The sequence below is a fragment of the Arthrobacter hankyongi genome, assembly GCF_022012395.1.
Classification (GTDB): domain Bacteria; phylum Actinomycetota; class Actinomycetes; order Actinomycetales; family Micrococcaceae; genus Crystallibacter; species Crystallibacter hankyongi.
Genome location: NZ_JAKLTQ010000016.1, coordinates 79,731 through 92,726 on the forward strand (window position 1 = coordinate 79,731; position 12,996 = coordinate 92,726).

The 12,996-nt window shown below is 67.9% G+C and carries 13 protein-coding genes; 8 read left to right on the forward strand and 5 right to left on the reverse strand.

The features are described from left to right. Nucleotides 1–20: 20 nt before the first annotated feature. On the reverse strand, nucleotides 21–1,004 hold the full coding sequence (locus tag LVY72_RS17875; protein WP_237823813.1) for a D-2-hydroxyacid dehydrogenase family protein: 984 nt from the start codon (nucleotides 1,002–1,004) through the stop codon (nucleotides 21–23). A 160-nt stretch (nucleotides 1,005–1,164) separates the two neighbouring features. On the opposite strand from LVY72_RS17875, the gene LVY72_RS17880 reads away from it, so the two are divergent. The 3 genes from LVY72_RS17880 to LVY72_RS17890 all read left to right on the forward strand — a co-directional run bounded on the left by LVY72_RS17880 (nucleotide 1,165) and on the right by LVY72_RS17890 (nucleotide 3,619). Then, nucleotides 1,165–1,596, forward strand: a complete 432-nt coding sequence (locus LVY72_RS17880) for a DUF1810 domain-containing protein (protein ID WP_237823816.1) — start codon at nucleotides 1,165–1,167, stop codon at nucleotides 1,594–1,596. 109 nt (nucleotides 1,597–1,705) lie between these two features. Next, nucleotides 1,706–2,905: a glutamate--cysteine ligase gene (locus LVY72_RS17885; protein ID WP_237823835.1), complete on the forward strand. Its 1,200-nt coding sequence runs from the start codon at nucleotides 1,706–1,708 to the stop codon at nucleotides 2,903–2,905. A gap of 111 nt (nucleotides 2,906–3,016) precedes the next feature. Next, entirely contained in the window at nucleotides 3,017–3,619 is a 603-nt protein-coding gene (locus tag LVY72_RS17890; protein ID WP_237823837.1) for a TetR/AcrR family transcriptional regulator, read from the forward strand. 54 nt (nucleotides 3,620–3,673) lie between these two features. Here LVY72_RS17890 and LVY72_RS17895 read toward each other — a convergent pair whose 3' ends face one another. From LVY72_RS17895 to LVY72_RS17905, 3 genes are all read right to left on the reverse strand, one after another. Then, nucleotides 3,674–3,880, reverse strand: a complete 207-nt coding sequence (locus LVY72_RS17895; RefSeq protein WP_237823841.1) for a hypothetical protein — start codon at nucleotides 3,878–3,880, stop codon at nucleotides 3,674–3,676. Between the two features lie 167 nt (nucleotides 3,881–4,047). Continuing rightward, nucleotides 4,048–4,821: an SDR family NAD(P)-dependent oxidoreductase gene (locus LVY72_RS17900; protein ID WP_237823844.1), complete on the reverse strand. Its 774-nt coding sequence runs from the start codon at nucleotides 4,819–4,821 to the stop codon at nucleotides 4,048–4,050. 57 nt (nucleotides 4,822–4,878) lie between these two features. Then, nucleotides 4,879–5,706, reverse strand: coding sequence for a sugar phosphate isomerase/epimerase family protein (locus LVY72_RS17905; protein WP_237823847.1), 828 nt, complete (start codon nucleotides 5,704–5,706; stop codon nucleotides 4,879–4,881). A gap of 197 nt (nucleotides 5,707–5,903) precedes the next feature. On the opposite strand from LVY72_RS17905, the gene LVY72_RS17910 reads away from it, so the two are divergent. The 4 genes from LVY72_RS17910 to LVY72_RS17925 all read left to right on the forward strand — a co-directional run bounded on the left by LVY72_RS17910 (nucleotide 5,904) and on the right by LVY72_RS17925 (nucleotide 9,989). Next, nucleotides 5,904–7,247, forward strand: a complete 1,344-nt coding sequence (locus LVY72_RS17910; protein WP_237823849.1) for an MFS transporter — start codon at nucleotides 5,904–5,906, stop codon at nucleotides 7,245–7,247. A gap of 167 nt (nucleotides 7,248–7,414) precedes the next feature. Continuing rightward, on the forward strand, nucleotides 7,415–8,221 hold the full coding sequence (locus LVY72_RS17915) for a transketolase (protein WP_237824009.1): 807 nt from the start codon (nucleotides 7,415–7,417) through the stop codon (nucleotides 8,219–8,221). Then, the gene (locus LVY72_RS17920; RefSeq protein ID WP_237823852.1) at nucleotides 8,221–9,219 is read left to right on the forward strand and encodes a transketolase family protein; all 999 of its coding nucleotides are present in this window, start codon (nucleotides 8,221–8,223) and stop codon (nucleotides 9,217–9,219) included. The genes LVY72_RS17915 and LVY72_RS17920 overlap by 1 nt, the downstream gene beginning before the upstream one ends. Before the next feature lie 110 nt (nucleotides 9,220–9,329). Then, the gene (locus LVY72_RS17925; protein WP_237823866.1) at nucleotides 9,330–9,989 is read left to right on the forward strand and encodes a GntR family transcriptional regulator; all 660 of its coding nucleotides are present in this window, start codon (nucleotides 9,330–9,332) and stop codon (nucleotides 9,987–9,989) included. A 12-nt stretch (nucleotides 9,990–10,001) separates the two neighbouring features. Here LVY72_RS17925 and LVY72_RS17930 read toward each other — a convergent pair whose 3' ends face one another. Further along, nucleotides 10,002–11,516 carry a SulP family inorganic anion transporter gene (locus LVY72_RS17930; protein ID WP_237823880.1) on the reverse strand — a complete coding sequence of 505 codons (1,515 nt, stop codon included), beginning with the start codon at nucleotides 11,514–11,516 and terminating at the stop codon, nucleotides 10,002–10,004. Nucleotides 11,517–11,730: 214 nt separating this feature from the next. On the opposite strand from LVY72_RS17930, the gene LVY72_RS17935 reads away from it, so the two are divergent. Further along, nucleotides 11,731–12,981: an Nramp family divalent metal transporter gene (locus tag LVY72_RS17935; RefSeq protein WP_237823893.1), complete on the forward strand. Its 1,251-nt coding sequence runs from the start codon at nucleotides 11,731–11,733 to the stop codon at nucleotides 12,979–12,981. The last annotated feature ends 15 nt before the right edge of the window (nucleotides 12,982–12,996 follow it).

Sequence of the window (12,996 nt, forward strand, 5' to 3'; positions counted from 1 at the left end):
TCAATACCCGTTCCGCCGGTTTACGGTTGGCCGTCGGACAGGACACGGACCGGCTTGCCGTCCAGGAAGGCACAGACTGCCTCGAGCACTCCGCGGAAGAACAGCTCATAGTTCTGCCGGACGACGTACCCCAGATGCGGGGTCAGCAGGGCGTTGGGCACCGCCAGGAGGGGATGGCCGGGCGGCAGCGGCTCCTCGTCGAAGACGTCCAGGCCGGCACCGGCGATCCAGCCGTCCCGCAGGGCCTCGGCCAGCGCCTGCTGGTCAACGATCCCGGCCCTCGAGGTGTTGACCAGGCGGGCCGTGGGCTTCATGGACTGCAGCTGTTGCCGGCCGACCAGCCCGCGGGTCCGCGGGCTCAGCCTCAGGTGGATGGAGAGGATATCCGCCTGGCTGAACAGCTCCGCCGGGCCGACCCGTTCGGCGCCGTGTTCCGCCGCGGCCTCCGGGGTGAGGTTCTGGCTCCACGCGATGACGCGCATGCCGAAGGCCTGCCCAACCTTCGCCACCCGCGACCCGATCCGGCCCAGGCCGAGCAGCCCCAGGGTGGAACCCTCCAGCCCTTCGCCTACTGACGTCTGCCAGGTACCCGCCCGCAGCGACTGGGTCTCGCCGCAGAGGTTGCGCGACAGTGCGGTGATCAGTGCCCAGGTGAGTTCCACGGTGGGGGAGATCAGCGACGGCGTCCCGCAGACCGGCACACCGGCATCCAGGGCGATGGCAGCGTTGCTCATGCCCGTGGTGACGATCAGCTTCAGCCGGGGCAGCCGGGCGATCAGGCTGTGGGGCAGCGGCGTGCGTTCCCGCATGGCGACGACGACGTCCGTCTCCCGCAGGCGGTCGGCGAGGGCATCGGGATCGGCGATGTGGTCGTGGACGAACGTGACCTCGAGCCGGTGCTTGCTGCCCTGCCAGTCAGCCATCGATTCGGCCACCGACTGGTAGTCGTCGAGCACGGTCACACGCGTGACGGTGCCGGTGCTTCCGGGGGTTTCTGCCATCATCTCGTTCCGTCCTGCACTGGGTCTGCCGGTCCTGCGCCGGTCCCGCGACACGGTACACCACGGCCGCCCGCCAAGAGCACGCCCGGCGTCCGGTTGCCGGCACCGAATGTGATAAACCGTCAGTGCAGACCCGAAGGAAGACCGCCGGGAGGAGCATCCCATGGAAGACCGCTACGACCTCGAACGCTTCGTCATCGCCCAGGACTCCGGGGACACCTACGCCCGTGCCCTCGGCGAACTGCGCGGCGGTCGCAAGGAAAGCCACTGGATGTGGTTCGTCTTCCCCCAGATCGCCGGGTTGGGCCAGAGCCCGACGTCCAGGAAGTACGCCATTTCGTCGCTACCGGAAGCGCAGGCCTACCTGGCGCATCCGGTGCTGGGTCCGCGGCTGCGGGAATGCGCCGCCACGGTGGCGGCGCTGCCGGGCCACAACGCCGTTCAGGTCTTCGGCGGTATCGATGCCCGGAAGCTGCGCTCTTCGATGACGTTGTTCGGGCGTGCCGATCCCGGCGAAACAGTGTTCGGGCAGGTCCTGGACCGCTATTTCGAGGGCCAGCCGGACCCTGCCACGGAACGGCTGCTGGATCATTAGGCCGGCAGTATCGGCCCCAGGACTGTCCTAGCCCGGCCCCGTGCGTTGAGGTAATCTCGGAGAACAGGGTTGGGCAACTGCCTTAGACCTCTCGGCCGTGGGACATGCCATGAAAGACTTTTCCCATCCAGCTGTCTCTTCCCGCCGCGCGGAATTCCGTACCTTTGGGGTCGAAGAGGAATTCCTGTTGGTGGATGAAGGCACGGCAAGACCGGTAGCCGTCGCCGAAACGTCGTTGGCCAGGTCCCCTGCGTCCGGACGCAGGGGCGATTCCACCCTCACCTTGGAGGTGAAGCAGGAACAGCTGGAGGCCGTCAGCCCGGTGTGTTCAAACCTTGGCGAACTTGCCGCGGCCGTTGCCCGGGGACGGGCCCGGGCCGATGAGGCCGCGCGGTCCACCGGCGCCAGGGCTGTTGCGCTGGCCACGAGCGTGGGCAGGCACTCCCCACACACCGTCTCGGCGCCGCGGTACCTGAACATGGCGGAGCAATTCGGGCTGACGCTCAAAGAGCAGCTGACCTGCGGCCTGCACACCCACGTCTCCATTGCCTCGCCGGACGAAGGCGTCGCGGTGCTGGACCGCATCCGGGTGTGGCTGCCGGTGCTGCTGGCCTTGAGTGCCAACTCGCCCTATTGGCAGGGCAAGGACACCGGTTACGAGAGCTTCCGGTACCAGGCCTGGAACCGCTGGCCCACCGCGGGGCCGTGTGAACTGTTCGGCTCGGCGGAGGCCTACCACCGGCACATCGAAACGCTGTTGGCTGCCGGGGTGCTGCTTGATGAAGGAATGGTGTATTTCGACGCCCGGCTGTCCCGCCAGCATCCGACCGTGGAGGTGCGGATTGCCGACGTCTGCCTCGAGGCGGCACACACCGTTGCGATCGCGGCAGTAGTCCGGGCGCTGGTGGAAACCGCAGCGCGGCAGTGGCGGGCGGGAAGATGCGCCCCGCAGGTTTCCGCGGACCACCTGCGGCTGGCCGCATGGCGGGCCAGCCGGTCCGGGGTGGAAGGGGAACTGGTTCACCCCGTGCAGCTCACGCCCTGCAGCGTCGAAGAGGCCGTGCAGGCCCTGCTGGCCCATATTGGTCCTGCTCTCCGGGACTACGGAGACGAGGCCTGGGTCCGCAAGGAACTCGGGCGCATCCTTACCGACGGCACCGGATCCCGCCGCCAGCGGGAGGTCATGAAGGGTACCGGAAGCCGCAAAGCCGTGGTCGCGGACGCCGTCGTACGCACCCACCTGCCCATACCGCCGCCGCCCGGGATGCAGGCAGGTGCCAATCTCCTGGCCGGTGCGATGCTGGACTGATTCGCCCGAACGGCCACGTCCGGTGCCGCTGCAGGGTCCCGGGCATTGCCGGGCGCGGGTGCGTTCGTCTTCGGATGCCTGTTGGCGGACACCGGGCTACTATTGGATGCCATGACAAAATCCGCCGAAGCCAATGGGCGTCCCGATCCACATACCCGGATCCTCGTGACCGCCTACGAGTTGTTCTCGCACCGGGGGATCCGCGATGTTGGCGTCGACGAGCTGATCCGCGAATCCGGTGTGGCTAAGGCGACCTTCTACCGCCATTTCGCGTCCAAGGACGCTCTGGCCCTGGCCTTCCTGCAGCGGCGGGACGAACTGTGGATGATGGGCTCGGTGGTACCGGCAGCCCGGCGCCGGGCAGACGAGCCGGAGGAGCAGCTGCTGGCCATCTTCGACGTCTACGACGAATGGTTCCAGCACGACGATTTCGAGGCCTGTTCGTTCGTCAAGGTCCTGCTCGAGATGGGCGCGGAACACCCACTGGGCAAGGCGAGTATCGAGTACCTGGGCAAGATCCGCCAGCAGGTCAGGATCCTGGCCGACGAAGCCGGCCTCAGGGACTCCCTGGCCTTCTCCCGGTCGTGGCACATCCTGATGAAGGGCTGCATCATTTCCGCTGCCGAAGGCGACCTGATGGCCGCCCGGCGCGCCCGGAAGATGGGGGCATGGCTGATCGCCGACCATCGGATGGACCCGCAGCTGGCCGATTGACATACTCCGGCCGGGGCGGTTCCCGCGGCAGGCCGTTCCGCAGGCTGCCCGATCCTACCCGATGCGCTCTTCGGTGATGCCGAAGGGGACGTCATCGCTCAGTTCCACCGTGAACTGACCAGGTCCGGTCTTGGTGACCAGGATGCCGCAGGTACCGTCCTGGCGGGCCAGCAGTTGCAGTTCTTCGACGACGGCATTGAGCAGCTGGTCCGCCTCGGCACGGCTGCCGGCGGATACCTGTTGGCGTGAAGGAGCGATCATCATTACAGTTTGGCATCAATTTGCGGTTAATGGGTTGATTCCCTGACTGCGCCGCATTCCGTGGCGTGGCGGTGGGATCGCCTGCGGCCGGCCATCCCGCGGCAAGGGCCGTCGGCCGCCCCCGGCACCGGGAGCGGCCGACGGACGGCAACCTTCGCAGAGTGCCGTCAGTGCATGTGGCTGCCGCCGTTGATGTCGAGCGTGGTGCCGGTCAGGTAGGAGGCATCCTCGCTGGAGAGGAAGGTGATGGCGGCAGCCACTTCCTCGGTGCTCGCGGTGCGGCCTACGGGAATGTCCCGGGCAATCGCCGCTTCGAGCTCCGGGGTGGTGCCGACGCGGATGTTGGTGTCTACGGCGCCGGGGGTCACGGCATTGACGGTCACCCCGCTGTCGCCCAGTTCGCGGGCCAGGGCCTTGGTCAGGCCCAGGATGGCGGCCTTGGCAGCGGAATAGGGAACCTTGCCGAAGACCCCGCCGCCGCGCTGGGCGGATACCGAGGACATGTTCACGATCCGGCCCCATTTGTTTTCGAGCATGCCGGGCAGGAAGGCGCGGGTGACCAGGTACGTGCCGGTGGCGTTGACCGCCATGACCTTGTTCCACAGTTCCAGGGTGGTCTCCAGGAACGGCACGGGAGAGGTGATGCCGGCGATGTTGGCCAGCGCGCCGACGGCGGGCAGGTTGCCGGCGGCAACTTCGGTGTCGACGGCGTCGCGGGCTGCCGCTACCGAAACCTCGTCGGTGACGTTGACGGCGTGGCCGAAGGCCGGCACGTTGAACTCGTTGCCGATGTCCGCGGCCACCTTGGCGGACTTCTCGCCGTCCAGGTCGAGGATGACGACGGCCCAGCCTTCCCGGGCGTAGCGGCGGGCCGTCGTCATGCCGATGCCGCGATCGGAGGTGGCTCCGGTGATGACGGCGGTGCGCTGGATGGTGGTCATGATGCTCCTTTGGATGGTGCGTCGTTGTATTTGTCAGGTGTGGTTTGGGGGCAGAGCCTAGATGAGGTCCGAGATGTAGCTGGCTGCCCGGGCAGCCGCGGCGGGCCGTTCCTCGTTCGTGACGTCCCGGGTCTCCAGCTCCAGTGAAAAGTGGCCGCTGTAGCCCTTGTCGGCGAGCGCCTTGAGTCCGGCGGCGAAATCGGCCTGGCCGTTGCCGATGCTGAGGTTGATGTTCCCCGGTACGGCGTCGCGCAGATGCACGTGCGCGATCTGCGGGTGGAAGAGGTCAACGAACTGTTCCGGGTCGCCGCCGGAGGCCACGATGTGGCTGAAGTCCATCACGACGTCGACCCCGCTGCCGGCCAGCCGTTCGGTCAGCTGCCGGGCCAGCCCGGTGTTCCAGCAGAGCCGGAAGAAGTGCAGGGATTCGGTCCACAGCTCGATGCCGGCTGCCGCGGCCTTGGCAGCGGCAGCCGCCAGTTCCGCGGCGACCAGGTCCAGGTCCTGCACCAAGGTGCGCAGCGGTTCGTGGCTGAGCGAGCCGCACGGCAGCACCAAGGCCCGGGCGCCGGTCCGGCTGGCCAGGGCCAGCAGCATGTCCAGGTGCCTGGCCCGGTCGGCATGCTCCTGCGGGTTGAGCGGACGGTTCAGGTCGCCGATGTCGCCGTTGATCGAGCGGACACGCAGCCCGGAGTCCTGCACCTCGCGGGCGACGGCGGCGACGGCCGGCCCGTCAAGGTGGTACGGCACGTGGTCGCACACACCGGGCAGGGCACCCAGGTCCAGTTCGGCGAAACCGAGCCCGGCCATGGTTTCCAGCGCGGAGGCAAGGGGCAGGTGGCGGAAGCTGATGGAGGAGCAGCCCAAACGGGGATGGAACGTCATTGATGGTCCCTTGGGAGTGGGGGTGTGATGTGCACCACCGTACGGGAAGTCAATGTTGACAGTCAACTGTTGAAATCAAGGTCAGTTGACTGTTGACAATGAAGAGTGGCGCACCTCACACTGATTGGCATAACCTGTTGACTGTCAACAATGCCCGGTGCACCTCCGGCGCCGGCATCGTTATGAAAGGTAAACCCATGAGCAGTGAAGCTCTCGCCATGCGCGGGCCGGTCGACGGCACCAAGGACGCCAAGCGCGTCGCCGTCGGCTCCGCTGTCGGCGCCGTCATCGAGACCTACGACTTCATCGGCTTCGGCACCGCCGCAGCGCTGTACTTCGGCACCGCGTTCTTTCCGGGCGGGGATCCGGTCACCGGGACGCTGGCGGCTTTCGCCACCCTCGGCGTCGGATTCGCCGCCCGTCCGCTGGGTGGCATCCTCGGCGGCCATCTGGGGGACAAGGTCGGCCGCAAGCCGGTCCTGGTGGCCTCGCTGATCCTGATGGGCCTGGCCACCTTCGCCATCGGACTGCTGCCTACCTATGCGCAGGTTGGCCTGTTCGCTCCTGCGCTGCTGGTCATAGTCCGCATCATCCAGGGGCTGGCCTTCGGCGCCGAATGGGGCGGAGCCATCCTGATGAGCTATGAGCATGCGCCGTGGAAGCAGAAGGGCAAGTACACCGGGATTGTGCAGGCCGGCTTCCCGGTGGGCCTGCTGCTGGCCAACCTGGTCTTCCTGTTCAGCGTCCAGTTGGGCAATGAATGGGCCTGGCGGGTGCCGTTCCTGGCCAGCATCGTCCTGGTGGCGGTGGGCCTGGTCATCCGCTCCAAGGTCCCCGAGTCCCCGGTCTTCGAAGAGGTGAAGGAGCACGGCGACATCGTCAAGGCCCCCATCGTCCAGGTGGTCCGGGACGACTGGCGCAATATCGTCCGTGGCATCGGACTGCGCATCGCCGAGACCGCCGGCTACGCCGTGTCCGTCACCTACATGATTTCCTACCTGCACAGCACCGAACTGGCCGACAAGACCCAGACCCTGGTCGCCCTGTGCATCGCCTCGGCCATCGGCATCTTCGCCACCATGGCCTGGGCACGTCTGACGGACCGGATCGGCCGCCGCCCGGTCTACGTGGCCTCCACGGCCTTCGCCGTACTCTTCGGCATCCCGATGTTCCTGCTGGTCAACACCGGACTGTTCCTGTTCATCATCGCCACCATCGTGGTCTCCTACGCCGTTTGCCAGAACTCCCTGGCCGGGGCCCAGGGGGCCTGGTTCCCCGAGCTGTTCCAGGCCAAGACCCGCGCTTCCGGCGCCTCGCTGGCGTACCAGATTTCCGCGATGGTCTCGGGCTTCACGCCCTTCATCACCACGCTGCTGTTTGTCGCCATGGGCTGGCTGGGACCGGCGCTGCTGTTCAGTGCCTACGCGGCCATCGGCCTCTGGGCCGCGCTGCTGACCCGGGAAACCTGGGGACTCCGCGAACGCCGGCTGGCGGATGAAGCCGCGGCGGCCGCCGCTGGTGCCGCCAAAATCACCACCTGACCCGAAGCCACTTCCACCACTGGCACAGCCACGGAGCGGGGCCCGCCGGCCACGCCCTACGGACACCTAAGGAATCTACGTTGACTCTCACCACCGACTCCCGCCAGGACCGGCCGCATCATGATGCTGCCGCCCGCCGCAGCCATGTCGAAGCCGCCGCGTACCGGATGCGCCACTATGCCCTGAACATGGGGGAGGTCCAGGGGCAGGGCTACGTCGGCCAGGCGCTGGGGGCTGCGGACATGTTCGCCGCGGTCTATGCCGACCAGCTGCGCTTCCGGCCGCTGGAGCCGGACTGGGAAGGCCGCGACCGGTTCCTGCTCTCCACCGGCCACTACGCCATCGGCCACTATGCCGCCCTGGCCGAGGCCGGGATCGTGCCCGTGGAGGAACTGGAAAGCTACGGCTCGGACGATTCAAGGCTGCCGATGTCCGGGATGTCCACCTATACGCCGGGCATGGAGATCTCCGGCGGGTCGCTGGGGCACGGGCTGACCATCGCCGTCGGCACCGCGCTGGGCCTGCGGCACCAGGGCTCGGGTGCCCGGGTATTCAACTTCCTCTCCGACGGCGAACTGGACGAGGGCTCCACCTGGGAGGCGGCCATGGGTGCCCACCACCACCGGCTGGGCAACCTGACCGCGATGGTGGACATCAACGCGCTGCAGGCCGACGGCAAAACCGACACCGTGCTGCGGACCGAACCGGTGGCGGACAAATGGGCCGCCTGCGGCTGGTTCGTCCAGCGGGTGGACGGCAACGACGTCGGCGCCCTGCTGGCCGCCTTTGACGCCGCTGCCGCCCAGGCCGCGCCCGAAGGGGCTCCGTCGGTGATTCTGTGCGACACCAAGGTCGGCCGCGGCGTGCCGCTGCTCGAGGAGCGGGAAAAAGCGCACTTCATGCGCATCGAGGAAGACGAATGGCAGCTGTGCCGCGAGCAGCTGGCCGCCGGATACCAGGGAGAGACCAAGTAATGAACACCGCTGCAACCGCCGCCAAGCCCAGGCTCAAGACCTCGGCGATGATCGCTTCCTTTGCCGACCCGGGACAGAAGACCACCTCGGCACCTTTCGGGCATGCCCTCGTGAAGGCTGCGGAGGAGAATCCCGCCATTGTGGGCCTGACCGCGGACCTGGGCAAGTACACGGACATGCACATCTTCGCCCAGGCCTATCCGGAGCGGTTCTTCCAGATGGGCATGGCCGAACAGCTGCTCTTCGGTGCCGCCGCCGGGATGGCCCAGACCGGCCTGGTGCCCTTTGCCTCCACCTACTCGGTCTTTGCCGCCCGGCGCGCCTACGACTTCCTCTGCCTGGACATTGCCGAGCCGAACCTGAACGTCAACATCGTCGGCGGCCTGCCCGGCCTGACCACCGGGTACGGGCCCAGCCACCAGGCCACCGAGGACATGGCCATTTTCCGCGGCATGCCCAACCTGACCATCGTGGACCCGTGCGACGCGGTGGACATCGAGCAGGCAGTGCCGCAGCTGGCCGCCAGCGACGGGCCGACCTACCTGCGCCTGCTGCGCGGCAAGGTGCCCAGCGTGCTGGACGAGTACGGGTACACCTTCGAACTGGGCAAGGCCAAGGTGTTGCGCGGCGGCGCGGACGTGGTGTTCGTCTCCAGCGGGCTGATGACCATGCGCGCCCTGCAGGCGGCCAAGGACCTGGCCGCCGACCATGTGGACGTCGCCGTCGTGCACACCCCGACGATCAAGCCCTTCGACGCCGCCACGGTGCTGGCCGAGGTCGACACCGACCGCCTGGTGGTCACGCTGGAGAACCATTCCGTCATCGGCGGCCTGTTCGAGACCGTGGCTTCGGCCGCGGTGCAGGCCGGCATCGGCCGGCGCATCGTTCCCATCGGGCTGCCGGACGAATTCCTGCACGCCGGCGCGCTGCCCACCCTGCACGAGCGCTACGGCCTCTCCGTTGACCGCATCAAGCAGACAGTGCTCGCGTCGCTGTGACCGGGACCGTGTCCTTGGATTCCCCCGCTGCCGCGGTGCCCGTAAGATCGACTGTTAACAGGGCAACTGTCAACAGTGGCACCCATCGCTCACCAAGGATGTTAAAGACCATGGCCGCAGAACCGATGTCCCTGCTGGGACTGGAAAAGACCAGCCTTCGGCAACAGGCTCTGGCGGCATTGCGCCGGGCCATCACCACCGGCGAACTGCCACCGGGCACGCATCTGGTGGAGACCGACCTGTCCGAGATGCTGCAGATCAGCCGCGGCACCCTGCGCGAAGCCCTGCGGCAGTTGCAGCAGGAAGGCCTGGTGGCAGCCGGAGCGCGCGGAAGGCTGTCGGTCCGGCACCTGGACGCCAAGGAGATCCGGGATATCTTCGCCGTCCGCGCGGCGCTGGAGTCCCTGGCGGCCCGGGAACTGTGCGCCCTGCCGGACCGCACCGAAATCATCGCCGTGCTGCGCGGGGCGGTGGAGAAGATGGACCGTGCGGCCGAAGCGGGCCTGGAGGAACGCATCGAGGCTGACCTGGACTTCCACCGCACGCTGTGCCGGCTGGCCGGGAACGAGACGCTGCTGCACTCGTGGCGCTCGCTGGAGGGCAACATCCGCATGTCCATCATGTTTGCCGGACTGGACCGCGCGGTGAAGAACATGAGCGTGCCGCGGCACGGCGAGATCGTCGATGCCATTGCCACCGGGGACGCCGCCCAGGTCAGCGAAGTCATCACCGAGCACATGGAGGGCGCCGCGGCAGTCCTGGTCGCCTGAGGGCCGCCGGCGTCAGCCGAGCTTGCCGGCCAAGCGCTTGCGCATCAGCGTGCTGGCCGGATTCAGTCCGGTCACCTCCACCTGCTTGCCGTGCCGGCGGTACTTTTCGGCAATGGCATCCAGGGCAGCAATGGTGGACGCATCCCAGAGATGGGAGGCATGCAGGTCGATCACTACCCGGTCCGGATCGTGCCCGTAGTCGAACTGCGTGTAGAGCTCATTGGAGGAGGCAAAGAACAGCTCGCCGCAGACGACGTAGGTCGCCACCGGTCCGCCGTCGAGGTCCAGCACGGTGCGGTCCACCGTGACGAAACGTGCGACCCGGCGGGCGAAGAGCACCATCGCCGCCAGCACGCCGACGCCGACGCCGATGGCCAGGTTGTGGGTGGCCACGGTGGCGATGACGGTGGCAAGCATGACGGCGGTTTCGCTCCGGGGCATCAGGCGCAGGGTGGAGGGTTTGATGCTGTGCCAGTCGAAGGTGGCGGTGGAGACGAAGATCATCACGGCCACCAGCGCTGCCATCGGGATGCGCGCCACAATGTCGCCCAGCGCCACCACGAGGATCAGCAGGAAGGCGCCGGCCAGGAAGGTGGAGATCCGGGTGCGGGCACCGGAGGCCTTCACGTTCATCATGGTCTGGCCCACCACCGCGCAGCCGCCCATGCCGCCGAAGAGGCCGGTCACCATGTTGGCCGCGCCCTGGCCCCAGGTTTCCCGGGTCTTGTTCGAACCGGTGTCCGTGACGTCGTCGACCAGTTTGGCGGTCAGCAGCGACTCGAGCAGGCCCACGAAGGCCATCGCCAGGGAGAAGGGGAAGATCAGCCCGAGGGTGTCCAGCGTGAACGGCACGTCCGGGAAGGACGGCAGGGGCAGGCTGTCCGGCAGCGCGCCCCGGTCGCCGACGGTCGGCACCGCCACCGGGGCAAGGACCGTGACGAGCGTCAGTACCACGATGGCCACCAGGGGCGCGGGCACGGCAGTGGTGAGCTTCGGCAGGCCGAAGGCAATGAGCAGCCCCACCAGGGTGAGCGGGTAGACCAGCCAGGGCACCCCGATCAGTTCGGGTACCTGCGCCATGAAAACCAGGATGGCCAGGGCGTTCACGAAGCCCACCATGACCTGGCGCGGGATGAACCGCATGAGTTTTGCCACGCCGAACAGTGCCAGCAGGACCTGGATGATGCCGGCCAGGATCACCGCGGCCACCAGGTAGTCCACGCCGCGGCTGTGCGACAACGGGGCAACAACCAGGGCGACGGCGCCGGTGGCCGCCGAAATCATCGCCGGCCGCCCGCCCAGGAACGCCAGCGACACGGCCATCGTGAACGAGGTGAACAGGCCGATCCGGGGATCCACCCCGGCAATGAGGGAAAAGGCGATGGCCTCGGGGATCAGGGCCAGTGCTACGACCAGGCCAGCCAGGACCTCGGTCTTCAGCAGCTGCGGTGTCCTGAGCGTGGACAGCACCGACTGACGCTGTCCGGGGCCGGGCTCCGGGCGGGTGCGGGCTGTGCTGGCGGCCAATGGTGCTCCAATCGCAGACCGGAAGGTGCGCGCCGTCAAGTCCGTTGGGTGGGGGATGGGGGCGGTGCCTCGCCCGGGGTGCCGGGCCGGTACCGGAACATCACTACTTTAGCCGCTTGGATACGGACAGCCTGCCGCCAGGGTTTCGGATAACCTAAATATTGGCAGGGCGCAGGTTTTGCCACGCCGACTCGAACTCACCGGGGAGCAACCGATGGCAGCAGGCACGATGGCAGCCGTGATCAGCGCCGGGCGCCGCCGGGTGCTGGCCAGGATGCTGTTGCTGGGTCCGGCGTTCGTCGCGGCGATTGCCTACGTGGATCCGGGCAACGTGGCGGCCAACCTGACGGCCGGTGCCCGGCATGGTTACCTGCTGGTCTGGGTGCTCGTGCTGGCCAACGCGGTGGCCGTGCTGGTGCAGTACCAGTCCGCCAAGCTGGGCCTGGCCACCGGCATGAGCCTGCCGGAGATCATGGGCAAACGGCTGCGCCCTTCGGCCCGGCGGGCCTACTGGCTCCAAGCCGAGGCGGTGGCCGCGGCCACCGACCTGGCCGAGGTCATCGGCGGCGCCGTGGCGCTGAACCTGCTCTTCGGCTTGCCGCTGCTGGCGGGCGGCGTCATCGTGGGCGTGGCCTCCATGCTCCTGCTGGCCGTGCAGTCCCGGCGGGGGCAGCGGACGTTCGAGAACGCCGTCGTCGCCCTGCTGGCGGTCATCGCGGTGGGATTCGTCTCCGGGCTGTTCGTGAATCCGCCGGACCCGGCCGAGGCGCTGGCCGGCCTGGTGCCGCGCTTTGAGGGTTCCGGTACCGTGCTGCTGGCGGCGAGCATGCTTGGCGCAACGGTGATGCCGCACGCGATCTACCTGCATTCGGCGCTGGCCCGCGACCGCCACGGCTTCGAGCCGGACCCGGCCCGGCGCACCAGGCTGGTCAGGGCCACGCGGCTGGACGTTGTCGGGGCCCTGGTGGTGGCCGGGGCCGTGAACATTGCGATGCTGCTGCTGGCCGCCTCCAGCCTGCGCGGCACCGAGGGCACCGACACCATCGCCGGAGCCCACGCCGCCATCACCGCCGCGCTCGGTCCGGCCGTGGGCATCATCTTCGCCATCGGGCTGCTGGCCTCCGGGCTGGCCTCCACCTCGGTGGGCTGCTACGCCGGCGCCACCATCATGGGCGGGCTGCTGCGGGTGCAGATTCCGCTGCTGACCCGGCGGTTCTTGACCATGATTCCGGCGCTGCTGGTCCTGGGCGCGGGGATCGAACCTACCTGGGCGCTGGTGCTCAGCCAATTGCTGCTCAGCTTCGGAATTCCGTTTGCCCTGATCCCGCTGATCCGGCTGACCGGCAGCCGGGAAGTCATGGGCATCCATGCCGATTCGCTGCCGCTGAAGGTGGCCGGCTGGGCCAGTGCCGGCCTGATCGTCGGGCTGAACATCCTGCTGATCGTGCTGACGCTGCGGTCCTGACCCGGTGTTCCCCGG